At 61.3% G+C, this 26,462-nt stretch carries 24 protein-coding genes; 10 read left to right on the plus strand and 14 right to left on the minus strand.

Annotated elements, in window-relative coordinates; genetic code table 11:
- Positions 1–8: 8 nt before the first annotated feature.
- The 5 genes from FFS45_RS05265 to FFS45_RS05285 all read right to left on the minus strand — a co-directional run bounded on the left by FFS45_RS05265 (position 9) and on the right by FFS45_RS05285 (position 5,953).
- On the minus strand, positions 9–1,328 hold the full coding sequence (locus FFS45_RS05265; protein WP_137953648.1) for a 2-hydroxycarboxylate transporter family protein: 1,320 nt from the start codon (positions 1,326–1,328) through the stop codon (positions 9–11).
- A gap of 108 nt (positions 1,329–1,436) precedes the next feature.
- A complete protein-coding gene (locus tag FFS45_RS05270; protein WP_137953649.1) occupies positions 1,437–2,801 on the minus strand; it encodes a TIGR00366 family protein in 1,365 nt (454 codons plus the stop codon).
- Between the two features lie 60 nt (positions 2,802–2,861).
- Positions 2,862–3,755 carry an amidohydrolase family protein gene (locus tag FFS45_RS05275; RefSeq protein WP_137953650.1) on the minus strand — a complete coding sequence of 298 codons (894 nt, stop codon included), beginning with the start codon at positions 3,753–3,755 and terminating at the stop codon, positions 2,862–2,864.
- 64 nt (positions 3,756–3,819) lie between these two features.
- Positions 3,820–5,025 (minus strand): CoA transferase, encoded by a 1,206-nt coding sequence (locus FFS45_RS05280; protein ID WP_137953651.1) that lies wholly within the window; start codon positions 5,023–5,025, stop codon positions 3,820–3,822.
- Between the two features lie 58 nt (positions 5,026–5,083).
- Positions 5,084–5,953: a CoA ester lyase gene (locus FFS45_RS05285; protein ID WP_137953652.1), complete on the minus strand. Its 870-nt coding sequence runs from the start codon at positions 5,951–5,953 to the stop codon at positions 5,084–5,086.
- Positions 5,954–6,056: 103 nt separating this feature from the next.
- On the opposite strand from FFS45_RS05285, the gene FFS45_RS05290 reads away from it, so the two are divergent.
- Positions 6,057–6,941 carry a LysR family transcriptional regulator gene (locus FFS45_RS05290; protein WP_137953653.1) on the plus strand — a complete coding sequence of 295 codons (885 nt, stop codon included), beginning with the start codon at positions 6,057–6,059 and terminating at the stop codon, positions 6,939–6,941.
- 115 nt (positions 6,942–7,056) lie between these two features.
- On the opposite strand, the gene FFS45_RS05295 is transcribed toward FFS45_RS05290, so the two are convergent.
- Positions 7,057–7,290, minus strand: coding sequence for a hypothetical protein (locus FFS45_RS05295; RefSeq protein ID WP_137953654.1), 234 nt, complete (start codon positions 7,288–7,290; stop codon positions 7,057–7,059).
- 88 nt (positions 7,291–7,378) lie between these two features.
- On the minus strand, positions 7,379–8,044 hold the full coding sequence (locus FFS45_RS05300) for an isochorismatase family cysteine hydrolase (RefSeq protein WP_137953762.1): 666 nt from the start codon (positions 8,042–8,044) through the stop codon (positions 7,379–7,381).
- 250 nt (positions 8,045–8,294) lie between these two features.
- On the opposite strand from FFS45_RS05300, the gene FFS45_RS05305 reads away from it, so the two are divergent.
- On the plus strand, positions 8,295–8,807 hold the full coding sequence (locus tag FFS45_RS05305; protein WP_137953655.1) for a helix-turn-helix domain-containing protein: 513 nt from the start codon (positions 8,295–8,297) through the stop codon (positions 8,805–8,807).
- Between the two features lie 133 nt (positions 8,808–8,940).
- Here the strand turns inward: FFS45_RS05305 and FFS45_RS05310 are convergent, their stop codons facing one another.
- Positions 8,941–10,158, minus strand: a complete 1,218-nt coding sequence (locus tag FFS45_RS05310) for an MFS transporter (RefSeq protein ID WP_137953656.1) — start codon at positions 10,156–10,158, stop codon at positions 8,941–8,943.
- The gene (locus FFS45_RS41590; RefSeq protein ID WP_171029571.1) at positions 10,155–10,319 is read right to left on the minus strand and encodes a hypothetical protein; all 165 of its coding nucleotides are present in this window, start codon (positions 10,317–10,319) and stop codon (positions 10,155–10,157) included. Before FFS45_RS41590 ends, FFS45_RS05310 begins: the two co-directional genes overlap by 4 nt.
- 427 nt (positions 10,320–10,746) lie before the next feature.
- On the opposite strand from FFS45_RS41590, the gene FFS45_RS05315 reads away from it, so the two are divergent.
- From FFS45_RS05315 to FFS45_RS05325, 3 genes are all read left to right on the plus strand, one after another.
- Positions 10,747–11,037: a muconolactone Delta-isomerase family protein gene (locus FFS45_RS05315; protein ID WP_137953657.1), complete on the plus strand. Its 291-nt coding sequence runs from the start codon at positions 10,747–10,749 to the stop codon at positions 11,035–11,037.
- Between the two features lie 39 nt (positions 11,038–11,076).
- Entirely contained in the window at positions 11,077–11,676 is a 600-nt protein-coding gene (locus tag FFS45_RS05320) for a ferric reductase-like transmembrane domain-containing protein (RefSeq protein WP_137953658.1), read from the plus strand.
- Positions 11,677–12,156: 480 nt separating this feature from the next.
- On the plus strand, positions 12,157–13,176 hold the full coding sequence (locus FFS45_RS05325; RefSeq protein WP_171029572.1) for a phosphatase PAP2 family protein: 1,020 nt from the start codon (positions 12,157–12,159) through the stop codon (positions 13,174–13,176).
- A gap of 96 nt (positions 13,177–13,272) precedes the next feature.
- Here FFS45_RS05325 and FFS45_RS05330 read toward each other — a convergent pair whose 3' ends face one another.
- A complete protein-coding gene (locus tag FFS45_RS05330; protein ID WP_137953660.1) occupies positions 13,273–14,508 on the minus strand; it encodes a lipase family protein in 1,236 nt (411 codons plus the stop codon).
- A gap of 247 nt (positions 14,509–14,755) precedes the next feature.
- A complete protein-coding gene (locus FFS45_RS05335; RefSeq protein ID WP_137953763.1) occupies positions 14,756–15,745 on the minus strand; it encodes a zinc-dependent alcohol dehydrogenase family protein in 990 nt (329 codons plus the stop codon).
- A 105-nt stretch (positions 15,746–15,850) separates the two neighbouring features.
- Here FFS45_RS05335 and FFS45_RS05340 point away from each other — a divergent pair, with 105 nt between their 5' ends.
- Positions 15,851–16,750: a LysR family transcriptional regulator gene (locus tag FFS45_RS05340; RefSeq protein WP_137953661.1), complete on the plus strand. Its 900-nt coding sequence runs from the start codon at positions 15,851–15,853 to the stop codon at positions 16,748–16,750.
- Positions 16,751–16,919: 169 nt separating this feature from the next.
- Positions 16,920–17,396 carry a VOC family protein gene (locus FFS45_RS05345; protein WP_137953662.1) on the plus strand — a complete coding sequence of 159 codons (477 nt, stop codon included), beginning with the start codon at positions 16,920–16,922 and terminating at the stop codon, positions 17,394–17,396.
- A 125-nt stretch (positions 17,397–17,521) separates the two neighbouring features.
- Here FFS45_RS05345 and FFS45_RS05350 read toward each other — a convergent pair whose 3' ends face one another.
- A complete protein-coding gene (locus FFS45_RS05350; RefSeq protein ID WP_137953663.1) occupies positions 17,522–18,514 on the minus strand; it encodes an aldo/keto reductase in 993 nt (330 codons plus the stop codon).
- A 24-nt stretch (positions 18,515–18,538) separates the two neighbouring features.
- Positions 18,539–19,522: an aldo/keto reductase gene (locus FFS45_RS05355; protein WP_137953664.1), complete on the minus strand. Its 984-nt coding sequence runs from the start codon at positions 19,520–19,522 to the stop codon at positions 18,539–18,541.
- A gap of 129 nt (positions 19,523–19,651) precedes the next feature.
- On the opposite strand from FFS45_RS05355, the gene FFS45_RS05360 reads away from it, so the two are divergent.
- Positions 19,652–20,548: a LysR family transcriptional regulator gene (locus FFS45_RS05360; protein ID WP_137953665.1), complete on the plus strand. Its 897-nt coding sequence runs from the start codon at positions 19,652–19,654 to the stop codon at positions 20,546–20,548.
- A gap of 16 nt (positions 20,549–20,564) precedes the next feature.
- Here FFS45_RS05360 and FFS45_RS05365 read toward each other — a convergent pair whose 3' ends face one another.
- Positions 20,565–21,458, minus strand: coding sequence for a LysR family transcriptional regulator (locus FFS45_RS05365; protein ID WP_137953666.1), 894 nt, complete (start codon positions 21,456–21,458; stop codon positions 20,565–20,567).
- Between the two features lie 143 nt (positions 21,459–21,601).
- Here FFS45_RS05365 and FFS45_RS05370 point away from each other — a divergent pair, with 143 nt between their 5' ends.
- Both FFS45_RS05370 and FFS45_RS05375 read left to right on the plus strand, forming a co-directional pair.
- Positions 21,602–22,582, plus strand: coding sequence for a Zn-dependent oxidoreductase (locus tag FFS45_RS05370; protein WP_249362645.1), 981 nt, complete (start codon positions 21,602–21,604; stop codon positions 22,580–22,582).
- Positions 22,583–22,990: 408 nt separating this feature from the next.
- Complete coding sequence (locus FFS45_RS05375) at positions 22,991–26,323, plus strand: autotransporter outer membrane beta-barrel domain-containing protein (RefSeq protein ID WP_249362646.1); 3,333 nt, start codon at positions 22,991–22,993, stop codon at positions 26,321–26,323.
- Positions 26,324–26,462: the final 139 nt, after the last annotated feature.

Genomic DNA, 26,462 nt, shown 5'->3' on the forward strand with positions numbered 1-26,462 from the left:
GCACGAAGTCAGTGAACCCATGCAAAGGCGGCGAGCGCCACCATCACCGTGACGGCGCCGCCGATGCGCGTCGCAATCTGCGCGAACGGCATCAGTTCCATTCGATTGGCGGCGGTCAGAATCGCGACATCGCCAGTGCCGCCCAGGCCGCTGTGTGTCGCGTTGACGATCGCGGCCTCGACGGGATACATGCCGACCAGCTTGCCGACGACAAAGCCGCTCACGACGAGCGTCAAGACCGTTGAAACCGCTGTAACGATGTTGACCCAGTGAAACGCCGTGACGATTTCGCCCCATGGCGTCATCGCGACGCTGATCGCGAACATCAGCGGATACGTGACGGCGGTCGAGAAAAAGCCATACATGAAGCGCGCGCCACCGCGAACGCGCGGCGACACGACCTGGAACAGTTGTGCTGCAACGACCAGAATCAGCATGACCACCGGCGCAGGCCAGCCGAAAAGTTGCTGACTGAGCACGCCGAGCAGATACAGCGCAATCGCCGTCGCACCGGCGGCCGCTACCGAACTCACGTCGAATTCGAATGACTGTGGCGCATGGTGCAACGTCTCGTCGCCGGGGTGGTCCGCAACGGTCAGCCGGCCGTTGCCGGTCCACGCCGGCCGGTGCGTGGCAAGATAGCTCAACAGGCCGGCGCAGCAGATGGCCGCGATATTGCCGAGCATCACGGCAGACAGCGCCTGCGCGAACAGCGGTCCCTGCTGAACGCCCATAATCTGCGCATAGCCTGCCGACAACGGCAGTGCGCCTTCGCCGACGCCGCCGGCCATGATCGGCACCACAACCATGAACAGCGCGTGCCGAAGGTCCATGCCGAGCGCGACGCCTACGCCGGTGCCGACGCATGCCGCGGCAACGGAACCCGCCGCCACCGGAACGAAGATGCGCACGAAGCCTTTGATCAAGGTCCGGCGGTCCATGCTCAGCACACTGCCGACGATGATCGCCGCGATGAAGAGATAGAGGAAATTCGATGTCCTGGTGAAGTCGGTGACGGCTTTGATGATGGGCGTCGGCATCAGCTTGTAATACGCCAGCATGGACGGGATGAAGGCCGCGAAGATCGACGTCGCACCGATGTGGCGAATCCACGGAATGCGCTTCGCGAGTTCGGCGCACGTGAAGCCGCCGACTGCGACGAGCGCGATACCGGTGGGCAGGTCGGACGCGAGCTTGCCGCGCAGCGTCATGGCAGCGAGTACCGCGAGCAGCACAAAGTAGACGGGCACGGGTAACGAGCCGATACGCGCATCGAACACCGCCCACCAGCGATCCTTCAGGCTTGTATGGCCGGACGGCGAATTCATTGCTCTTTCCTGCGAGGTATTCGGCTCATGCGGGACAGGCTGCGTGCTGACTGCTTTCATCGAATCGTCTCCGTTCATTTGGGTGGTCGCGGCGTGCGCTGCTGATCGTCAGACAAGGAACAGCAATGCGGCGCCGTAGACGAGCGCAGCCACGACGAAGGTCATCGCGGTGAAGCCGAGCACGCGCTGCACGCCGATGCCGGCCATGGCCACGACCGGCGCGGCCCAGAAGGGCTGCAGCATGTTCGACACCTGTTCGCCCATCGCGACGGCCATCGTGGTCGCCGGCACCGACGCGTGCAGCGCAATCGCAGCGGGCACCACGAACGGTCCTTGCACGGCCCAGTGACCGCCGCCACTCGGAATGAAGAACGTGACGATCAGCGAACACACGTAGCTCCAGAACGGCAGCGTGTGCGCATTCGATATGGCGATGAAGAAATGCGAGATCACGTCCGGCAATCCGGTCGCATCCATCATCCCCATGATCCCGCCGTAGAGCGGGTATTGCAGCATCATCGAGCCGGTCTGCCTGGCCGCATTCTTGACGGCGTCTGCGTAGGCCAGCGGGTAGCCATGCAGGATCACGCCGGCAATGAACATCACGAAGATCACCGCGTTTACGCCTGAAAACGGCAGATTCCCGGTGCGCACCAGCACCAGAAGCGCGATCCCCGCCAAACCGATAAACGCACTGCCGAGCCATGAATGTTCGATCCAGCGCGCGAAGCTCAGCTTGCCGGTGGGGCGTTCGGGCGTCGGCGCGTCGGGATGCTTCTGGGTGTCGAGCACCACTGCGTCCTCATCGGATGGCTTGAGCCATGCGAACACGAACGGCATCGCGATCAGCACGATGATGGTCGGCACGAGGTTGAAGCTGGTGAACACGGTGCTGCTGAACGGCAGCACCTGGCCTGTCAGCTTCTGCACGACGTTCATCGCGCTGCCCGGCGTGGATTGCGCGAGTGCGATCGAACTGGAAATGCCGCTGGCCCATACGACCCAGCCTGAGAAACCCGCGGCGACGATCCACGCGAAGTCCACACGCATGCGCTTGGCCACTTCACGTGCGAGCAATGCGCTGACGACGAGCCCCAGTCCCCAGTTGCAGAATGAGGCGACTGCGACGAGAACGAACGTGAGCGCTGCAGCTTGCACAGGCGTGCGCGCAATCGACACGAGCGCCTTGAACATGCGCTGCACGAGCGGCGCGTGCGCGAACGCATGACCTGTCACCAGCACCAGTGTGATCTGAAACGCGAAGGTCAGAATATCGAAGAAGCCCTTGTACCAGCCGCCAATCAGATGAGCCGCCGAGGCATGCGGCGCGAATGCCGCCGACAGCACCGCGACCACGACGGTAATCAGGATCGCGAGGACGAACGGGTCAGGGATCGTCCGCTCGAAAAACCGGATCGTCGCTTCGGTGAAGCGCGTCTTGCGTACGGTTGGGGCAGCGGCCGCGGGTTTCATCAGGTGTCTCCGGATAGTTTCGTGAAGTGCGCGTTCTGTGCGCGCCTGGGTAGCGTGGAATCAGGCTGTCAGAGCAGGGTCCGCCTGGTTGGGGAAGTCATACAGCGTCGCCGCGTTGGCGACCAGAATGCGCTCGCTGATCGCGTCGTCGCCCGTCCATGAGCCGAGCAGATCGAACAGCCGGGCGTCGTCGGGTTTGTGCGACTCTGTTGTATGCGGCCAGTCGCTGCCCCACACGACGCGCTCGGGCAGGGCGCCGATCCACGCGCGCGCGGTCGGCAGGACATCTGCATAGTCCTCGGTGAGGCCGGCCGCGGAGTCGAGATAGGGGCCGGACAGCTTGACCCAGACGCGGCCGGAATCGGCGAGGACGCGCACGATGCCGAACGCCGGATGTGACGTACCCTCGGGCATCGGCAGACGCGCGAGATGGTCGAACACGATCGTCGATGGCAGGCGCGCCAGCATGGCCCGATGTTCGAGGATCTGCGCGGCCGTCCAGTGCAGTTGAACGTGCCAGCCCAGCTCCGCGACACGTCGGGCAAGCGGCTCGACCATCCCGAACGTGACCACCGCATTGGCTGGGGTGTAAAGGGTAAAACGGATGCCGCGAATGCCGCCGTCGTGCAGCAGGGCGAGTTGCCGATCCGTGACGTCGGGCGTCAGTACCGCGACACCGCGTGTGCGGTCGGAACCGAGCTGCTGGATCGCGTCGAGCGTGACCCGGTTATCCGTGCCGTAATTGCGCGGCGTCACAACGACCGTGCGTTGCGTGCCGATTCTGCGTTGGACGTCGAGATAGTCGGTGGCGCTCGCGTGCTCGGGGAAGTTCGCGTGACTCGCACCCTCAGCGAGAAAGCGACGCTCGAAGATATGCATGTGCGAATCGCACGCGCCCGCCGGGGCCTTGCGTTGTGGCGGCTGCGCGTCGCGCGAGCGCTGTTGCGTGTCCATCGTCGTCTCCGTTTTATGTCTTGTCCCGCTGCTGCCTATGCCCGTGCGCCTGCGAAAGCGAGGCTCAGAGTACCGCGCCCTTCGCCCGCAATGCAGCGATCTCGTCGCCGCTCCATCCCGCGTCGCGCAGCACCGCATCCGAATGCTGGCCGAATGCGGGTGCCGCGAGTGGCGTGGGGGCCGTTGCCGTGCCGAAGCGGATCGGTTGCTGGAAGCCCCGGTAACGTCCGACGCCCGGATATTCGTAAGTCGCAACCATATTTTCGGCAAGCACCTGCGGATCGTCGAACATATCTTCGACACTACGCGCGGCCGCGCATGGCACCGCTTCGCCAAATAGCGCTTCCCATTCGAGTGCGCTGCGTGTCGCGAGTGCGGCGTGCAGTTGCGGCACAATCTCATCGCGATGCAGCGCGCGCTTGCGCACCGAGTCGTAACGTTCATTGTTCGCGAGTGCGTCGAGACCCGCTTTCTCGCACAGCGCCTGCCAGAAATGCGGTGTGTTCGCGGAGATGTACAGATAGCCGTCGCGGGTCGGATGAATGCCCGTAATGCCACCGGAGCGCATATCGCGACCGACATCCCTGGGTTCGCTGTCGGCCCAGATCATCCGGGCGGATTGCATCGTCAGCGCACTGCGCAGCAGCGATACCCCCACGTACTGTCCCGCACCTTTGCGCTCGCGCTCGAACAGGGCCGAAGACACGCCCGCCGCAACCAGCGCCGCAGCGTAGTAATCGACCACAGAGCCGTACAGGATCTCCGGTGGACCGCCATGCTTGCCTTGCAGTGTGCACATGCCGCTCATCGTTTGCAGCACCTGGTCATAGCCGGCCTTGTCCTTGTTCGGACCGGTTTCACCGTAACCGGTGACCGCGCAGTAGATCAGGCGTGGATTGACTTCGCGAAGCTGCTCGTAGGCAATGCCGAGGCGCGCGGGCACGCTGGGGCGGAAGTTATGCACGAGGACGTCGGCGGTCTTTACAAGTTGCATCAGGACGTCGAGCGCTTCCGGCTGTTTCAGGTCCAGCACGAGACCGCGCTTGCCACGGTTCACACCGAGAAAGGCGCGGCTTTCGGCTTCGAGCGTGGAGGGATATTTGCGCAGGTTGTCGCCGGCCGGCGGCTCGATCTTGATGACTTCGGCGCCTTGATCGGCGAGCAGCGTGCAGCCGTACGGACCGGCGATATACGCGCTCAGGTCCAGCACGCGAATGCCGGCCAGTGGGCCAGTCGCACCCGCTTCGGCTGCGTGGGAAGAACGTTCCATCATCATCGGCTCCATCTATATCGTGTCCTGGGCGCGGAGTGCGTGATGCACAAGCCGCTCAGGGGTTGCTCAGCAGCCCGAGCCGCCCGGCATCGCGAACTAGCGCACGGGCCCGTTCGACGAACGGCGGATCGATCATCTTGCCGTCCACCACATAGGCGCCAATACCATTCGCCTCGGCTTCCCGGGCCGCTTCGACCACGCGTAGCGCGTGGGCGATTTCAGCGTCGGAAGGGCGGAATACTTCATTGGCGAGCGCGATCTGGCTGGGGTGGATACAGCTCTTGCCGAGAAAGCCCATCGACCGCGCGAGCTGTGCTTCAGCACGAAAACCCGCTGCGTCCTTGATATCGGCGAACGCCGAGTCGTAAGCAAACACGCCGGCCACGCCCGCCGCGATGCGCAGGTCGAACATCGCCTGCTGAACGGCCGCCGGCTCGCGGCGCGCAATGCCAAGCGGCTCGAACAGATCGCCGAGACCGAGTTGCAAGCCCGCGACGCGCGGATGCGCGGCGGCGAGTTCGGCGGCGTGGCGCAAGGCTTTGGGCGATTCGATGTTGAGCAGCAGGCGGATTGGCGCGGTCACGCCGTTGACGGTTTCGGCGCGTTCGAGCGCGGCGGCGGCGGCGCGGACGTCGTCGACGGATTCGGGTTTTGGCAGATTGATGAGGTCGAGGCCGCGTTGCGCGACGGCGTCGATATCGTCGCTGAAGTGCGGCGTATCGAGCGCATTCACGCGAACGATCAGCACCTTTTTCCTGTCGACGAGTTCGGAGCGCAGCAGTGCGCGCAGCTCCAGACGCGCTTGCGGCTTGCGATCCGGAGCGACGGCGTCTTCGAGGTCGAAGGACAGCGCGTCGGCGGCGCTGGCGAATGCCTTGGCGAACAGCTCGGGGCGCGAGCCCGGCACGAACAGCTTGCTTCTCATGTCTCCGCTTCCATTTACTGATTTACTGGAAGCGAGTCTAAGTCTATGATGGATTTAGATAAACTATCTCCATCTATCTTCAAAAGACACATAAACTATCTTTATGGATGTCACCTTTCTCGCCAATCTTCTGCAGGTCGTCGATAGTGGTTCGATGGCGGAAGCCGCGCGCCGAATCGGCGTGACACCGGCTGCGATCGCGCAGCAGGTGCAGGCGCTGGAGAAAGAACTGGGTGTCGAACTGCTGGTGCGCTCGGGGCGAACCGTGACGCCGACGGAAGCGGGTCATCGCGTGATCGAGCGGGCGCGCGGCCTGGTACGCGAATTTGCAGAGCTGAAGGCGTTTGCGCTTGAAGATGAAGCCGCGGGGGAATTGCGGATCGGCACGATCATGACCGCGCTGCTGAGCCTCATTCCGGACGTGCTCTCCGGTTTTGCGGCGTCGTTTCCGCACGCGAACGTGTTGATCCGTGCGGCCACGTCAATGGAACTCTACGAGGCCCTGCAGCGTGGCGATGTGGATGTCGCTGTCTGCCTGCACCCCGTGTTCGCGTTACCCAAGGCGTACGACTGGCATTTGCTGCGCGAAGAACCGATTGTCGTGCTTGCCCCGGCGCGTTTTGCAGCGCGCGATCCGCACGATCTTCTGGCGCGCGAGCCGTTCATCCGTTACGACCGCTCGCTGGGCGGCGGCAAACAGGCGGATCAATACCTGCGCGCGGCGAAGATCGTGCCGCATGAACTGTTTGAACTGAACTCGTTGATGGCGATTGCGATAATGGTCGACCGTGGGCTCGGCGTGTCGCTCGTGCCGGATATCGTGTCACCGCTGACCACGCATCTGAACGTGGCGAAGCTCACGCTGCCGGTGCATACGGAGCCGCGCCGATTTGGTGTTCTCTGGCATAGGGCGTCACCGCGCGGCCGGCTGATCAGGGGCTTTCTTGATTGCGCCGATGCGGTGCTGGAAGGGGAACGTGGTCTGTAGCGATGGACGCAATCGTTTGCGCGGTGTTGCGGCGAACTTCTCGATGGTTGGCCGCTAGTCAACGGTGCGCGGATTAGCCGGTTTTGCGCACTGGCGTCATCTCGCGCTTCTTTGCCTAGCCGCGCTGTGACGTTGGTGTGACCGGCGGCACGGGCGCGCGGCGATTCAAGGAGCAATTGGCTGCCAGGCAACACGCCCCTATCAGCGAGGCCGTCAGGATTGCAATCACAAGTTGATAGGTCAGGGTGGCGGTCAGCGCGTGGCTATAGCCAAGCCACGCTAACCAACCCAGCGGACCGAGCGCCGCGCCGAATGCAGCTACACCGAGCAAGCCGAAGATGGCTCTCATGACAACTCCCTTTCTGGGAATTCAAACGGGTACTTCAGGGATGGATTATCCGTCAGAATCCGCCATGGCGTTGTTCGTGTGCGATCCGTCAGTTGCCTGTCGAGCGCTCGGCATCATTCTGCAATCCTTGCCAGGCCGGCAGTGCGGCCAGCAATTCGGCCGTCGAGACGATCGAATGAGCAAACGTGGGACCGTTCAGCTCGTGAGCGGCGCGCATCATTTCCTGCGTGAATGCAGCGGTCGCATCACGCACGAGGGTCACGTGATATCCAAGTTCCATTGCAAAGCGCGCGGTGGATTCGATGCAGGTATTGGCAAGCATGCCCACGGTGATGACATGGGAGATTTTGTGCTGCTTGAGCTGGAAGTCGAGATCGGTGTTCGCGAAGCCGCTTTGCGCCCAATGCTCGTGGATCACGATGTCGTTTTCCTGAGGGATGAAATCCGGATGCCATTCGCCGCCCCATGTCCCTTTTGCAAAAGACTGGCGCTTTTGCACGATGCGCTGGGTCGGGTTCGGATGGTCCCAGTCCTCATAGTCGCCAGGTTGCCAGCGGCGGTGCGGTACATAAAAAACGCGGATGCCGGCTTTGCGTGCCGCGCCCACCGCCGCGCGCAGGTTGTCGAGCAGCCTGACGTCATTGGCGACTGCCTCGACCATGGGAAACACTTTGCCGCCGTGCGACAGGAAGTCGTTGTAGGGGTCGACAAGCAAAAGGCCTGTGTGCTCGGCGCGATAGACGGGGTCTGACATGATGTTCTCCGGGATACGGATTAAGGGCGGGAATATCGCAGCCGACGTCCGGTTGCGAGGGGCTTTTGCGATGTCGTGCACGACGATGCCTTAAAAATGAATCGTAGATATGAAAATCATAGTGTCAAGAAAAACATGGATTTTCTGCCCCTGCACGGAATTACGCCGGCCATGAGCGTCCCCGACGCCCAAGCATACGTAGCAGGCGATCTGTGTTACTATGAATTCAAGAGTTACGTGGGAGATGGGAATGAAGCGCGGAGAGAAATCGGTGACGACGGTGTGCCCGGTTGCACGATCGTCGGAAGTTGTCGGCGATAAATGGACAACGCTTGTCCTGCGCGAGATGTATATGGGCGCCACCAGGTATGAGGAAATCCTGATCCAGACCGAAGCAACGCCGCAGATGCTGGCGACGCGTCTGAAGGCCCTCGAGGCAGACGGTATGGTCGAGCGCCATCCGTATCAGGAAAGACCTTTGCGCTACGAGTATCTTCTCACGGAGAAAGGCAAGGCCTTCTATCCAGTGATCCAGGCGCTGCGCGCCTGGGGGGAAACCTGGTGCAAGAGCGAAGACGAGGGAGTCGCAGTACGGTATACGCACCGCGTGTGTGGTCACGAGGTTGGGCTCGATAATTTTTGCCCAAAGTGCCGCGAACATGTGGCGCGGCGTGATCTCGACGCGACCATGAGTGCCAGATTCGCAAAGGAGCGAGAAAACCGGCGCGAAGCGTATAAGGCCGCGAAAGCGCGCTCTGAATGACTCGTCGGGCACAGGAGCCCATGCCATGAGTGATTGCTGGATGCCACTCTCGCGCCGCTGATGTTGAGACGCGAAACTGGGTGCGTCTCTTTTATTTGCCGCCGTTTCTCCTGAACTTCCAGCATTGACAGTGCTATCGCGCGTCGTTCATGGGTTCGGCCTGCGTATGCCGGTTGTCCCGGGCCAAACGCCACTGCGAGTACGACAGGGCATTTACCGCGAGCGCCGCAAGCGAGAGCACCATGCCGACCGCGGCGAGGCCAATCCAGGCAGCGTGAAGGGCGCTGACGCCACCCAGCGCTGCACCCAATGCGCCACCTAAAAAGTACGAAACCATGTACACCGTGTTCAGGCGGCTACGGGCCTCGGGACGCAACGCATAGATCCGCGCCTGGTTGGCAATGAAGCTCGCACGGTTGCCCAGGTCTAACAGCACAATCCCCACGACAAGCCATGAGAGACTTTGTCCGCCTGCGGCAATAAACACGAAGGCGGCAGTGACCGTTATCGCGCCTATAGAAGCGATGTTTCGGGAGCCGACCCGGTCGACAAGTGCGCCGAGTTGTGGCGATACCGAAAGGCCGATGAGTCCGATGAGGCCGAATGCACCAATAGTGGCGGGGCCGTAGTGATAAGGGGGACGCGCGAGAAGCACCGCCAGCGTCGCCCACAGCGCGCTGAAGGCGGCAAACACCAGGAAACCCATCAGCGCAGAGAGGCGCAGCAGTCGTTCCTCGCGGACCAGGCCGATCAGCGATTGCATCAATTTGCGGTAGCGGATCGAGGCGCGAGTGGATGACTCAGGCAGTTCTCTGACCACGACGAGGAGCGCGAGATCAATCGCCGCGGCAACCCAGAATATCGAACGCCATCCCAGCAGCGCGCCGATAATGCCGCTCAACGTGCGCGCCAGCAGGACGCCCGAAGACAACCCGCCAAGCAACGAACCGACGATGCGCCCGCGCATTGCCGGCGGCGCCTTGCCTGAGACAGTGGGAATGATGATTTGCGCTGAGATTGCCGTCATGCCGACCAGAAAGCTGCACGTGGTAAGGACCAGAAACGAAGGGGCGGCTGCGCAGGCGATCAGCGCCACTGCATTGGCGACAACCGCCCGCGACGCCAGGGTGCGCGGTTGAACCCCATCAGCTAGCGGCACAAAGAGCAGCAGCCCCAGCGCATAGCCAAGTTGCGTCAACGTCGCGACGAGGCTTGCATGCGCCGAAGGCACAGCAAACGTCGAGGCGATCTGCGGCAGCAGCGGCTGGTGGTAATAGATCGGCGAAACGGCTAGTGCGCAACTCACCGCCATCAGAAAAACCTGGCGCGGCGAGATCGTAAGTGTCTTCATGGCTTCTGGGCCCCCCGGCACGCCGTTGTCGCATTCTTCATGAGCGTGACGTGGTTGCCGAGTTCCAGCACATATCGCCTTGTCGCCTCGATACACGGGTTGGCCAGCAAACCAGCGAGCAGCAGTGCTGTCGGCCTGGCGTCGTAGATGATGGGGCTCATTTGGATTCCTCAAGGAGTGGCTCGCCGGAACAGCGTCTCAACACAATTTGCTTGTCGCACGGCGGTGCGAGTGAGAGGCACTGGCAGCGTTAGGGCTCGTGAACTCTGCCCCCGAACGCATTTTATATATGAAAATCATAGTGTCAAGTGAGGCGTGATTCCTCCCTTGGTGAGCGGGTCTGCCCCCGTGTCCACGAACTGACCCGCTCAAATAAAACTTGAAGATATGAAAATCATATATACAATGGCGTCAAGAGGTCGCGCAGTCGTTCAACGTTCGGGCCGGTCAAGGTGTCGGCAGATGCAAGAGCGGGTGCGACTCTTTTTCGGTAAGCGGGCTTGAGCAGACTCACCCGGCGCTGGGCTCGGGTTTGCTATATCACGACGCAAAACATCCGATCGCAATGCAATTTTTTAGGAGAGCGAAATGCAGTATCTCGTTGTTATACCCCGTGCAGAAAACGCAGCATCTGTGGCCCTTCGTAAACAGGACGTCGAAGCGGAGGCTGAATTCGTCCGGCAGTTGTACGTCGATGGGATAGTTCGGCAGATATGGTTGAGAGCCGAGGGCGGGGCATGCATGATTTCCGAAGCCGACGACGAAGGCCGTCTGCAACAGCTACTGTCAGCGCTTCCATTGGTGAAGTCGGGCTACCTTGCCCAACCGCAAATCAGCCATTTGCGCGCTTACTCGGGTTTCGGCCCGCGTAGCAACTGAATATGGCCGTTCGTCGCACTCCATCACTTGAGAATCAATATGACACGCTGGAAGCTTTTCGGTGTATTGGCCATTATGGTGTCGCTGACAGCCGCGGCAGCCTACGCATTGGCCCCCAACCAGGTGCAAGCCCTGCAGTACGCAGTGCGTGCGACGGCGCGCACGTCCTTTCTCCTTTTTTTGGCCGTATTCACGGCTTCCTCTCTGGTGAAGCTGCTGCCGTCGACGCTTACCAGAGCGCTGACACGGGAGCGGCGCTATATCGGGTTGTCGTTCGCCTTTTCGCAGCTTCTTCATGCGGCGGCACTCGCCGTGTACATCACGACGGCGCCGGAAGCATTCTGGATTGGACGCACGCCGGCGACTAACGTACCAGGCAGCGTCGGCTACCTGATGATCGTGCTTCTCACCGTGACCTCGTTCACAACCCCGGCGCGCCTTGTCGGTCCGAAAAACTGGAAAAGACTTCATCGCGCGGGGGTCTGGTTTATCGCGGTCATTTTTGCGGCTTCATTTCTTACCCGCGCTCATCAACACGCCGGCTACGTTGTGCCGGGGATGATCATGCTTGCAGCCATGCTGTTACGTATCGTCGTTCGGTTCGGCAATGTGCGGCGCGTCGGCGTCCCGTTGGAGTAGCACTCAACTTGTGGATCGATGGCCGTGCGTGTTCCTCATGTATCAATTCGAATGAGACGTTCGAATTTGAGTCAAATTGGGCGGACTGAAAAGCGGAGAGGCGCGGCAAAATGCCGGCGGTGATGTGCTGCCGGACCCCTTGGCATTTGCCGCGTTTCACGCTACGGGCGCTTTTGTTGCGCAGTATCCGGTGTCAGGAAGAAAGAATGCGCCCCTTTACGCGTAAGGCCAGAAGATTTTCCTGGAGCCCATAAATCTCGTGGCCTGCCTTCGAAAATTATTGCCGTCTCAAATCTGAGGCACTCAGTGCAAGTTTCTCCCGCGCGTTCACGCCTACACATCGCCGAACCAGCAGCGACAGGGACGAACGGCCGTTGGCATGACTAATGCGTTCCGGCGTCCAGCGGCGTCCAGCGGCGGCGATCGAAGGCAGAGCCGATGGCGGCGAGCGTTGCAGAACAAAATCGAGGGGGAGCACACATGACAAGGAGCTATGCCGCGCTGCTATCTCAAGCGCGAACCAGCCAATTGTTCCTGAGCCGATACCTTTCTGGCTGCCTCATCCTTGTACTTGTCATCGCTATTGACTACGCATGGGTCTCGGTATGCGGCTATTCGGTTCCCGAAGAAGGGATCGTTGGGATTGCGAGGTCCGCCGCGAACCTGATCGGCATTGCCGGCGGTCTATTCGCGCTGGCGTGCATTCGCCGTTACTCTGCGATGGCCGAGATATTGCGCTTGCGGGCGGCAGCTTATACGCTGGGGTGGCTTGTGCTGCTGCTTTGCTTCATTGCATCCGACGACTTGCTGCAATACCTGAGCGTCACAACAAACGCGCCTCTCGTGGACGACAGTCTCATACGGTTCGATAGCGCTCTCGGCTTCCACTGGTTGCTCTTTTATCGCTGGGTGCATGCCCATCCGGCACTTCAAGGCGTTCTACAACTGGCGTATCTGAGCTTCTTTGTGCAAGTCCTTGCAGTTCCCATGGTCCTCGGGTTGACCGGTCGCCGGCACGAGCTATCGGAATTTGTGCTTCTCTTCATGCTCTCCGGAACGCTGCTTCTTCTGATTTCGACGCCCATTCCGGCATCGAGCGCCTTCCTGCATTTCGGTATTTCCGATCCTGGAACTGCATCCGGTTACTCGGATTTCAATTTGCTTCGTAGCGGAAGGCTGCGAGTTTTCGAAATGGTGCCGTCGCAGGGTCTTGTGTCTCTGCCTTCCTTTCACACCGTAGTCGCGATTCTATCTGTCTACGCCCTTCGGCATATCCGAAAGCTATTCCCGTTTGCGGTTTTGCTGAATCTCACCATGATCGCTTCGACGCCAACACAAGGTGGCCACTACCTTGCAGACGTGCTTGCAGGAATATTGCTCAGCGCGCTGACTATTTTTGTGTTTCGCAGCGGGTTCCGTTTAGTACCCGGCCGCATTTTCTGGGAGCGATGCCGGCACCTTCCGCAATCGCTGGCTAAAGCGGGATCACGGCCATCCTGAATGGGCCGGCGTTCGCTGTGCGCCGGTTCGTCGCCTGAAAGCAGGATCGGTCACACACGTTCGCCGATCCACCGCTTTATCTGCCTGACGGCGATCCTAAAGCTTCGGCAAGGAATCGCAGTTGCCGTCGATGTGCTCGCCTGCAAAAGCTCTCGCAACGAAGCGCGTGGAGTCGGGAAGCGAGCCGTTGACCGTCGCGGAATGATCGAGCTCTGGATACACGCGCCATTCGATCCGGTCGCCGGCCTTGCACGCATTGTCGACGAGCGCGGCCTGGCCCGGTACGAACACGTCGAGATCCCTGCCGCCGGTGCCGACGAAAATCGGCATCGACGACTTCAAGGTCGGATAAGCGGCCTCGCGGTTGATCGCATTGAGCGCCCGCTGCGGGGAGCGCTTGAAGCTGGTGTCGAACGTGAGACCGTCCGCGACGATCTTCTGCTCGATCGCATGCAGGCACGCGTGCTGGCTGAGTTCGAAAGCCGGCATCGCACGCTCGTTCACGTAGTCGGTGGGTACGAACGACGGATCGAGCAACGCCGCCGTGCTGAGCCGCAGCATGTCGTAGGCGAAGGTTGGGACGACCGACTTGCGCGCGTTCGCGAGTTCCACGTCGTCTGCATGCTCATGGACGGCCGCATACGGGGTACCGGTTGCGACCACGCCGACGATGTCCAGTTCGGGGGCGTAAGCCTGCGCGTAGACGGCTGTCGCAAAGGCCGCGCGGCCGCCTTGCGACTGCCCGAACACGACGACCCGCGTCGCTATGTCGAAGTGGCCTTGCGTCACCGCGCGGATGCTGTCGAGCACGCCGTAGGCAAGCGGCCGCGTCAGCCCGTACGGATGCAGGCCGGGTGCCCCCAGACCCTGATAGTCGGTGGCGACGACGGCGTAGCCTCGCGCGAGCCAGTAGTTCAGATAGCGCGAATCGCGCTCGCTGCGGCGGGTGAAGGAGGGCGCGCAGATGTCGGCGCTGCCGACTGTGCCGTGCGCCCACGCCATCAGCGGCCAGCCGCCTTGTGGCGGCGCTCCCTTGGGCAAGAACAACGCGCCCGATACGACGATCGGCGTGTGGTTGTCGATGCCGTCGGTCGACGTGTAGAGGATCCGGATGTTTTGCGCGGCTTCGGCGAGGCTTTGATCAGGGGTGAGCGGTTCCGTGCGCAGCATCTGGCCGGGGGTTGAAGGTACTTTTTCCGTCCAGGTGTAGAAGGCGGGCATGCCGGCGTCACCCGGGGTGGAAGGCGATTCGGCGAATATCGGTGATGTCGCGACGGTGGTCGCAATGGCGATGGCAAGCAGGGAGAACCATCTGGATGTCGCGTTGAGCATCGGGTGATGTCCTTTCGGGTCGATCGGGCTGTTGTCGGCTGGCGCGGTGGGTCAGTAGACCGCTTATGCGCTGGGAAAGCAAATTTGGGTGCTTTCAGTATCCGGGGTTTTTAGCACGATAGTCGGAAGCCGGGTTGATTCTGTCATCGTTGCGACAGTAATTTTCGTATCCGATCGGGTACGAACGGTGGTTGCTCGCGGATCGACCGGAGCGTGGTTGGGATCGGAGCCGTCGCCTCGTACCCAATCAAACCACCACAACAATCTTCCCAAACTGTTCATTCGACTCCAGAAAACGATGCGCCTCGACAATCTGGTCGAACGCAAAAGTTCTCGCGATGACAGGCCGCAGTGAACCGGACCTCAACCCATCGAAGATAAACGCCTTGGCCGCTTCCAGTCGCTGCGGATCGCCGATGATCTCGTGAACGAGGTAACCGCGCAGCGTTAGCGTCTTGCTTAGTATCGCGAACAGAGGAAAGGGTGTCGGCTCAGGGCTCAAGCCGCCATATTCGATGAGAATGCCTCCCGGGGACATGGCGGCCGTTAGTGCATTGAAGAGCGGACCCCCAATCGGGTCCAGCACGACTCGCACCCCACCTGGACCGGCGATTTCCCGCAGCCGGTCAGCCAGGTTTTCATGCGCTGAGGCGATCACATGCGCCGCACCGGACTCAAGCAGGGCTTGCTTCTTGTCGAATGTCCGTGTGACCGCGATCGGGGTTGCGCCAATCATATTGGCAATCTGGATGGCAGCAAGTCCGACACTGCTGGATGCCGCGGTTATGACAACAAAATCCGTCTTGCGAAGTTTTCCAATGTCGATCAGCGCACCATACGCGGTGAGATATGGCATCCAGACGGCAGCCGCCGTTTCCCAGCTCAGCGATGGCGGATGCCTGACGACCAGCCCGGCGGGGAACGTGACCAGCTCGCCATAAGCCGGCCAGCGGACCATCGACAACGGCGGCACGACGCTGACCGCGTCGCCTCGCGCGAAACCTTCCACGCCTTCGCCGAGCGCTTCGATGATGCCCGCAGCCTCGAGGCCAAGACCGGACGGTAACGCCGGCGTTTCGATATAGGAACCCGCACGCAGCAATGCCTCGGCCCGGTTCAGCCCCAACGCCTTGACGCGGATCTGAATCTCGCCGCGTGCGGGTGGGGGAACGTCGACGTTCTCGATGCGCAGAACCTCTGGACCGCCATGTTCATAAAAGCGAACGACTCGTGTCATCTCGATCCAACTCCAAAGTAGGTGAACCGAATACACTATGCCCGCGGCCTTCACGTGGATAAATAGCCGGAAAACTAAAACAGTCGAAACTGGGAGTTTTCAAATATGGATCGCCTTACCAGCATGGCCGTGTTTGTCAGAGCCGTCGATCTGGGCTCGTTCGCGGCCGCAGCAGACGCGCTCGGTCTATCCGGGCCTATGATCGGCAAGCATGTCCGGTTTCTCGAGGAGCGGCTGGGCGTGCGCCTCATCAACCGGACGACGCGCCGGCAGAGCCTGACCGACTTCGGGCGAGCCTATTATGAGCGCTGCCGCGTCGTACTCGCTGAGGCGGACGCGGCGGATGCGCTGGCGGCCGATCAATTGTCCGAGCCACGCGGAAAGCTACGCGTGACCATGCCCGTGCACTTCGGGCGGCGTTGCGTGACTCCGGTTCTGCTGGCGCTGACGCAACAATATCCAGCTCTGGAACTGGATTTGTCGTTTAACGATCGCTTCACCGACCTTGCGGAGGGCGACTACGATCTGGCCATTCGGACCGGCGTTCCCGAGGACAAGGGTGGGGTGGTTGCGCGGCGGATTGCGCGTCAGCGCATGGTCGTCTGCGCCTCGCCATCCTATCTCGAGAGACACGGGCGGCCACAGCAGATAGAGGATCTCAGCAGTCACCATGGAATCATCTACAGGCGCTCGGGGCGGATTCGCCCGTGGCTGTTTCCACGCCAGGATCAGCCTGCGGCGGAAGTCACACCCGCTAACCGGTTGCGCCTCGACGACCTCGATGCAATCGCCGACGCGGCTGCCACCGGTATGGGGCTTGCGTGGCTTCCATACTGGCTCATTCGTGAGCGCATCGAGACTGGCGCGCTGGTTCTGCTCTTGCCGGATCAGCGAGTATTTCTATACGACGCCTATGCGCTGTGGCTGCAGACACCTCATCTGCCGTTGAAGGTCCGTCTCGCGGTCGATTCGCTGGCGTCCGCCTTGCCCGGCCTGATGACGTGAACGAAGGCTGCATACTGGCCGGGTTTGAGCCTGGCGAGGCATGGCGGCTTTGAAACTCGGTGGCCGCAATGTTGTCAGTAGCGGTACCCGCTATAACGATGATGGTGCAGACGCCCAAGCGCTTCCTTCGAAGCCGCTCGCTAGCGGAAATTCTTGCGAGGAGACGGAGATGACTGAGCTAGTAACATGCCTGTGGTTCGATCAAGGCCAGGCACGCGAAGCGGCGGAGTTTTACGCCGCCACCTTTCCCGACAGCCATGTCGATGCGGGTCATGTATCCCCCATACCGGGCATTGGGCAGGGTGCGGAATTGACGGTCGAGTTCACCGTGCTCGGCCGGCGCTTCGTGGGACTGAACGGCGGGCCGAACTACAAGGCGAATGAGGCGATCAGCTTCATGGTCTTGACTGATAGCCAGGAAGAGACTGACCGCTATTGGGCCGCCATTACCGGCGATGGCGGGGCGCAAATGCCTTGCGGCTGGTGCAAGGACCGCTGGGGCTTTTCGTGGCAGATCACGCCGAGGCGCCTGCTTGAACTTGTCAACGGCGCCGATCTCGCTGCCGCCAGGCGCGCGATGGAGTCGATGATGACCATGCAGAAGATCGATATTGCCGCGATCGAACGCGCAGCGGCGGCGAAGTAAGCGACGTACGATAAGCGCCGCACGATGACCGCGGGTGAGCGCAATGCAGTCCTGCGGCATCGTGCATATCGGCGCAGCGAACCTTGAGGCAAGCGAGTCTCACCGCGTATGGCCCAGCCGTTCGTTCAAAGACCGGTCATCTTCATCGCCGCTTCAGGAAGCCGCTCGCCCTGAATCTCGATCTTCGCCACTGCATGGTTGATTTCCGTGAGATCGTCAGCGGTCAGTTCGAGATCGGCACTGCCGAGGTTTTCTTCAAGGCGATGCAACCTGGTTGTGCCAGGAATCGGCACGATCCACGGCTTTTGCGCAAGCAGCCAGGCCAGCGCCACTTGAGCGGCCGTCGCATTCTTGCGAGCGGCCACGGTCTTGACGACCTCGACCAGCGCCAGATTCGCTTTACGTGCTGAGGGCGAGAAACGCGGCACGTGATTACGGAAATCGGTTGGATCGAATTGGGTGTGTTCGTCGATCTTACCGGTCAGGAAGCCGGCCCCCAGCGGGCTGAACGGTACGAAGCCAATGCCTAGTTCTTCCAGTGCCGGAAGAAGTTCAGCTTCTGGTCCTCGCCAGAACAGCGAGTATTCGCTCTGTACGGCCGTCACCGGCAGCACGCTGTGAGCGCGCCGGATCGTCTGCACGCCAGCTTCCGACAGACCGAAGTGCCTGACCTTGCCAGCGGCAACAAGGTCCTGCACCGCGCCTGCAACATCTTCGATCGGTACAGCGGGGTCGACACGATGCTGATAGAAGAGGTCGATATATTCGGTGCCGAGGCGCTTCAGGCAGGCATCCGCCACGGCTTTGATATGTTCCGGCCGGCTATTGGTGCCGCCCCGGCGAGCGCCGGTAGCCGGATCGATATCGAAACCGAATTTCGTGGCGATGACGACGCGATCGCGGATAGGCCGCAGCGCTTCACCAACCAGCTCTTCGTTGACGAACGGTCCATAGGACTCGGCCGTGTCGAACAGCGTGATGCCAAGTTCATGGGCATTGCGGATAAGCCTGATCATCTCCTGCTTGTCGGCAGGCGGCCCGTACGATGCGCTCATGCTCATGCAGCCGAGGCCCAGGGCCGACACTTCCAGGTTATTGCCGAGTTTTCGCATTTTCATCTTCGAGTTCCTATCTGTCCCGGGTTATCGGCCGACACGGGCCTGTAGCGACGACGGATAGCGGTCGCCTTCCACCTGGATCGACGCGAGCGCATCGGCAATCTGGCGCCGATCGTCGTCGGAGAGCTCGACTGCCGCGGCCCCGAGGTTCTCTTCAAGACGATGCAGCTTGGTCGTACCGGGAATCGGCACGATCCACGGCTTTTGTGCGAGCAACCAGGCCAGTGCTATCTGTGCCCGCGTGACGCCCTTGCCTTGAGCGATACCACCCAGCACGCCGACCAGATTGCCGTTGGCCTTCCGGTTCGCTTCCGAGAAGCGCGGCACGATGTTGCGGAAATCGCTCTTGTCGAAGGTCGTATGTTCATTGATGGCGCCGGTCAAAAAGCCTTTGCCGAGCGGGCTGAACGGCACGAACCCGATACCGAGTTCTTCAAGCACCGGCATCACGGTGTTTTCCGGCTCGCGCCACCACAACGAATATTCGCTTTGCAGCGCCGCGACCGGCTGTACCGCATGCGCACGGCGAATGCTTTCCGCGCCGGCCTCGGACAAGCCGAAATGACCGACTTTGCCTTCCCGGATCAGTTCGGCGACCGTGCCTGCCACATCCTCGATTGGCACGGCAGGGTCGACGCGATGTTGATAGAACAGATCGATACGATCCGTTTTCAGGCGTTTAAGCGAGGCTTCTGCCACGGCACGGATGCGCTCGGGGCGGCTGTCGAGCGGCTGCTTCGAGTCGCCATCCTGAAAGCCGAACTTGGTGGCGATCACCACCTGATCGCGGAACGGAGCGAGTGCTTCGCCGACCAGTTCCTCGTTGAGAAACGGGCCGTAGCACTCAGCCGTGTCGAAGAACGTCACACCCTGCTCGAACGCCGAGCGGATCAGCTTGATACCGTCCGCCTGTTCCGTGGCCGGACCGTAGCCGTAGCTCAGGCCCATGCAGCCGAGGCCGAGTGCAGAGACTTCAAGGCCGCTGTTTCCTAGTGTTCGCTTTTGCATTTGCTTCTCCCGAATACGGCTCGCGGTAGGGATACACGCGACGTGCCGGCAACAAAGCAAAGTTTAGGTTGATGTCGTATCTTCAACAATCCGCGATATGATTCATGATGTATTGAGTAAATTTCACAAATCATGCGCACCGGTCTACCCGAGTTGACGGCTTTCGTCGAAATAGCGGAGCAGCAAAGCTTCAGCCGCGCGGCAAGGTCGCTTGGCGTGTCGCCGTCCGCGCTCAGTCACACCATTCGTAACCTTGAAGCCAAACTCGATGTACGCCTGTTCAACCGCACCACGCGCTCAGTGGCGCTGACAGAAGCGGGCGAGCAAATGCTGCTGCGGGTTCGGCCGGCCATGGCGGACCTGGAAGATGCGGTGAACGAGGCGGCCTCGGCTCGCAACCGTCCGTCCGGCTCAATCCGGATCAGCGCATCGGAGTCAGCGGCAAGGCTGCTGATCCGCCACGTGCTGCCGGAATTTCTTAAGCGTTATCCGGACATCTCGGTCGAGTTCGTGGTCGATACGCGGCTTGTGGACATCGTCGCGGACGGCTTCGATGCCGGTATTCGCGTTCTGGAAGACGTTCCACGCGACATGATCGCGATTCGATTCGGCCCGGAGATGCGGTTTGCAGCGGTAGCGTCGCCGGAGTACCTGTCAGACCGGACGCTGCCAAAAACCCCGCGCGACCTGAAGCAACACAACTGCATTCGCTTCCGTTTCGAGAGCGGTTCGCTTTACCGCTGGGATCTGCAATATCGCGGCAAGAGCACGAGCGTGGATGTAGAGGGGCAGTTGACGCTTGGCAATCTGAATCTGATGGTGGAGGCCGCGCTGGATGGCATCGGCATTGCGTGGGTTCCGGAACATCTGGTGGTGGATCATGTGAACTCCGGGCGCCTCGTACACTTGTTGCCGGAGTGGAGTCCGACATTTCCAGGGCTATGCCTGTATTACCCGGCAAACCGTCACCCACCTACGGCGCTCAGGCTGTTCGCTGAGGCGATTCGCGAATGGGCGGAGCAATAAGCGGCCGGTCAGGCGATCATGAGCCACTCGACTCGAATGCCGAGACCAGATACTCCATCAACACCCGGACCCTCATCGGCACCCGGCGGCCTGCTGCATAGACAAGATGGATCGGCACCGTCTCAGGTTGCAACTCGGGCAGCAACACCTGGACCTGGCCGGAGCGGATTTCTTCGGCCAGTAGCCAGAATGGCGCCTGAGAAATGCCAAGGCCGCAAAGCACAGCCGCGCGAATATGTTCCGCATCGCCGGTCAGCAGCGAACCGCGCGGAACGTAGGAGACGCTGTTCTGCCCGACCCGGAGTGACCAGGGGCTGCGCTCACCATCTTTCGCAAAGGCAATGCAGGTGTGCTTGTCCAGGTCCGCGAAGCGGGTCGGCACACCGTTCGCGGCGAGATAGCCCGGGCTTGCCACCAGCACGAAATCGGTCTCGGACAACTTTCTTGCGGTAAGCGAGGAGTCCAGCAATCGACCATGGCGGATTGCAAGGTCGATACCTTCTCCAACCAGGTCCGCATAGCGCTCGGATACGGATAGCTCGATCGCGACGTCCGGATACCGTCGAAAGAACTCGGGGAGTAGCGGCGTAATGCAAAGCCGGCCATGCCCTGGCGCGGTATTGAGCCTGACCACGCCGCGTGGCGACTGCTGCCGCTCGCCCACGGAAGACTCGAGCGCGTCAAAGTCGTCGACCCATTGTTTTGCCGACTCGTAGAACGTTTGCCCCGCTTCCGTGATCGCGAGCTGGCGTGATGTCCGTATCACGAGCTGGGCGCCAAGATGCCGCTCCAGCGCACCAATCTGCTTGCTCACCGCAGGCTGCCCGATGCCTTGCTCACGTCCCACGGCAGAAAAACTGCCGCATTCGACGAGGCGCACAAACAGGCGAATCGCATCCAGTCGATCCATATGGACCACCACCATCAATTCCAGAATGGAATTGATGGTATGTCGAGAGGCAGCGTTTCGGCAATGGATCAAGTTGCTTATGTTATCGGCTGTGCAATCACTGACACTTGGACTGAAGGAGCTGACTGATGAAAGCGATATGTGTGACGCCGAGCCGGGAACTGGAGCTACGCGACATCCCGACCCCGAACGAGCCCGCGCCGGGCCATGTCCTGGTCGACATGGAGGCCTCGGCGATCAATCCTGGCGACAAGACTTTCCTGAAGCGGCCGACAGCCGCCGGTGTTGCACTGGCAACCAGCCGGTATGACGTATGGGGAGCTTCTGGATCAGGGCGGGTGATCGCGGTAGGAGCCGGTGTTCCGGCGGAATATGCGGGCCGGCAAGTGGCAATCTACCGGTCGCTCAAACGAAGCCCGGAGAGTATCGGGCTGTGGTGTGAAACAGCGCAAGTGCCTTACACCAGTTGCTTGATCCTGCCGGATCATGTTCGTGCGAGGGACTATAGCGGTTCGCTCGTCAACGTGATGACGGCCTACGCCTTTCTCGAAGAGATCGCCGAAGCGGGCCACAAAGGGGTGATTGTCACGGCCGGGAATTCGGCTACCGGATACGCGCTGGCTTCGCTGGCGCGCAGAAGGAAGCTGCCCGCGATTTTCCTGGTGCGTAGCGAGGCAGCGAGAGAGGCGCTTTGCCGGACGGGTGCAGAGCATGTCATCGTCACAAACGAAGGTTTTACCGGCACGCTCGGCGCGCTGTCCGCCGAACTTGGGGCGACTGCCGTATTCGACGGAGTGGGCGGCGAATTGACCGGGAGGATATATCCAGGCCTGCCGATGAATTCAACAATCTATTTCTACGGCGTTCTGGGGGGCGCCACCTCGCTTTCGATTCAATCTGCGCATTTCATGATGACGAACCTGACCATGAGGCGGTTCAGCAATTTCGAAAGCAGGACTGTGAAGGAGCAGGAGAAGCTGGTTGCCGCGCTGAAGGCGCTTGAGGGCGTGATCGACGATCCAATGTTCAGGACCAGAGCGGGAATGGAGTTCGGTTATGACCAGATCGAACAGGCCATGGCGTATGAGTCCCGGGAAGGGGCCAAGGCTGTCCTGGTTGCGTAGGGGCGGGTGCTATTTCTGCGCGCCGCAATCGGGTGGACGCCGGCTTTCTTTTCAAAAGATCCGGCCGGGGTATTCGTTATCTGTATTGCATACGGCATTGCACAATGGCCTGGTATCGACGGTGGCGTAAGCGGGGTCGTAATTTAAACTGCCGATCTTCCTCGAATGTCTTGCCAGCTAGGCTATTGCGCTTGCCGTTTAATCGGCGAAGATCATTTGCTATTTCGGAAACCTGATTATGTTGTGATGCACAAGAATAGCCTGAGAGGTCGCGTTTTAACCGGTGTCTTTTACGCGTTGATGGCAGATGCCAATTCGGCCAGTTCTTGCGATGTATTCACGATAGATATATAAACCAAACCACGCACCGGTCTGCATCGACAACCCTGATTTGAAGCGGGCGACACTATGCAAAGGAACGTGTGGAGTCTCGGCATCGGCGGGATAGCGATCCTGACCGGCGCGATGCCGGTGGGGGCTCAGGCGGCGTGCTCGGCTACGGCGCCGGCCAGCAATACGACCGTTACCTGTTCGGGCGCGGGCATACCTTCTGTCGTCGCGGTGACCGGCAGCACCAATGTCACCATCAGCATCGATTCAACTGCGACAGGCAGTTATGCCTTGTCGAGCAATCCGACGCCGTTTTCGGTCGACACATCGAGCTCGATTATCAACAACGGCACGCTCTCGCTATCAGGCAACGGCTCTGGTGTGACCAACCGCGGCGCCATGCTGAACGGTGTGAACAACGGCAATACCGTCACCAACGGCACGACAGGCGTGATCACCACAACCGGCGCCTACAACGACGGCATCGCAGCGAACGGCAACAACAACACGCTGATCAACAACGGCAAGGTCACCACCACGGGTAACAACTCGTATGGCATGACGGCCGCCTGGGGGCAGAGCAACACCGGCGCTTCAGGCAATATGCTCATCAACACGGGCACGGTCTCGACATCGGGCAGCAATGCGCGCGCCGCATCGCTGCTCGGCGGCAGCGGTACGATCAACAACAGCGGCACGTTGACCTCGAACGGCAAGGACAGCCCGGCTGTCTACATGCAAGGCAACAACGACACGCTGATCAATAGCGGCACGGTCCAGACCACCGGCACCGCGTCGAGCAGCGGCAGTGTGGACGCGGTCGTGTCGAACACCCTCGGCAGTTCGTTCACGGCGACGATCACGAACCAGGCGGGCGGACAGATCATCAGCAACAACGGCATTGGTGTGCGTTCGACCAATGGCAATACGACGATCACGAACGCCGGGCTCATTCAGGGAGGCAGCGGCACCGCAATCAAGGGCGGCAACGGCAACGTCACGCTAAACCTGCAGACCGGTTCGCAGATTGTCGGCACGGCTGACGGCGGCGCCGGTACGAACGTGGTGAACCTGCAAGGCTCGGGAACCGCGTCGAACGCATTCGTCAACTTCCAGAGCCTGACGATGGCAGGCGACGCCTGGACATGGGCCGGCACCGGCACGTTTGCGACAGCCCTCGTGCAGAGCGGCACGCTGGACCTGACAGGCACGCTTGGCACAACGACGGCATCGGTTGTCGCGACAGTGGACAGCGGCGCGACGCTGCAGGCCAACGCATCGAACCTGCCGCTCTCGGTGACCGACAACGGGCTCGTGCGCTTTCAGCAGGACAGTGCAGGCGCCTACACAGGCCTCATCGGCGGCGCGGGCGCGGTAGAGAAGACCGGCGCCGGCACGCTGAGCCTGTCGCCGTCCGCATCGGGCGGCAACACGTATTCGGGCGGCACGACGATCACCGGGGGCACGTTATTGGTGGCGGCAGACAATGCGCTCGGCGCGTCGTCCGGTGGCTTGACGTTCAACGGTGGCACGCTGCAGTTTGGCAGCGCGTTCAATCTCGCGTCGAGCCGCGCGGTGTCGATCACTTCGAACAATGGCACGATCGACACGCAAGGCTACAACTCGACAATCGCGCAGAACATCACGGGCGCGGGCTCGCTGACGAAGCTCGGCTCCGGCGCACTGACGCTCAATGGTGCGAACAGTTATACGGGCGGCACGAACGTAAATGCGGGCACGGCGATCGTCGGTGACGGCACGAGTGCATCGGCGGCACTGTCCGGCGGCGGACCGGTGACGGTCGCGTCGGGCGCGACGCTTGGCGGCTATGGCAGTGTGACCGGCAGCGTGACAAACAGCGGGACGCTTGCCGTGGCGAATGCGCTCGCCAGCCTTTCGGGCGGCTCGACCGGAAACTTTCAGATCAACGGCAATCTGACGAATGCGGGGCTTGTGCAACTGGGTGGGAGTGGCGTCGGCAATACGTTGACGGTCACGGGCAACTATGTCGGGCAGAACGCGACGATCGCGCTGAATACGTATCTGGCGGGGGACGGTGCGGCGTCGGACAAGTTGGTGATCAATGGCGGCGCGGCCAGCGGTACGAGTGCGCTGAAGGTGACGAATGCTGGCGGACCGGGTGCGCAGACCCTCGCGGACGGAATCCAGGTGGTACAGGCGCTCAGCGGGGCGACGACCGCTGCGAGCGCATTCACGTTGTCAGGCGGATCGGTCAGTGCGGGTGCTTACACGTATTACCTCGCGAAAGGCGGCACGTCGGCGGGAACAGGCAATAGCTGGTATCTGCGCGACACGGTGCCCTCGAAGCCGCTGGCGGAGACGTCGCAACCGGGGCAGCCGGTTGCGCCGGTCGAATCGCCCGTTGTTGCGGAGGGCACGCCGTCACCGATCACCGAGGCTGTTGCCGATGCGGTCCCGGGTGCCGCAGAGGTGCCGGTTTACCGCGAGGAAGTACCGTTGTATGCCGAAGCGCCGGCCGTCGCCCGCCAACTGGGGCTGCTGCAGATCGATACGTTCCATGATCGCGAGGGCGAACAGGGGCTGCTGACCGGCAGCGGCCCGGCGCCCGCATCGTGGGCGCGTGCGTGGGGCGGCTACAGCGACATGCAGCAGAAGGGCGACGTGACACCGTCGTTCGACGGCTCGGTGTGGGGGATGCAGATCGGGCAGGACCTGTATGCGGACAACGGCCCCAGCGGTCACAGCAATCACTACGGATTCTTTCTCGGCTTCTCACGCGCCGTGGGCGACGTGAACGGTTTCGCACTGGGTCAGCCGGATCTGGGCGTTGGCACCTTGCAGGTGAATGCGTACAACCTTGGCGGCTACTGGACGCATCTGGGCCCCGGTGGCTGGTACACGGACGCGGTGCTGATGGGCAGCGCGCTGACCGTACGGACGCTTTCGAACGACGGCGTGAGCGGTTCGACGGACGGCAATGCATTCACGGGTTCGGTCGAGGCCGGACTGCCGATTCCACTGGGCTACGGTCTGACGCTCGAGCCGCAGGCGCAACTGGTCTGGCAATGGCTGTCGCTGGAACAATTTAACGACGGCATATCGAACGTGGCGTGGAATAACGGCAACACGTTCCTCGCCCGCTTGGGGGCGCGGCTGCAATGGGCATTCGACGCGCACGGGATTGACTGGAAGCCTTACCTGCGCGTGAACGTGCTGCGTTCCTTCGGCGCAGATGACCAGACCACCTTCGACGGGACGACGACGCTGGGCACCCAGGTCGGCCAGACGGCCGGCCAGATCGGCGCAGGGCTGGTCGCACAACTGACGAAGCACGGCAGCGTCTATGCGACGTTCAGCTACCTGACGAATCTCGGCGGCGAGCATCAGCGCACGATTACCGGCAATGCCGGCGCGCGCTGGACCTGGTAGCGCACACTTCTCGATGTGAGCGGCGCAAGGATCACACGATCCCACCTCAGCGGGAGTGCGTCCAGCTGTCACGCGCCCGCATTGCGATCTGGCGAATTCGCTTCTCGCTCAGGGGCATGGCCGCAAAGACCCCCATCTG

The organism is Burkholderia sp. 4M9327F10, assembly GCF_005503145.1.
GTDB lineage: Bacteria > Pseudomonadota > Gammaproteobacteria > Burkholderiales > Burkholderiaceae > Paraburkholderia.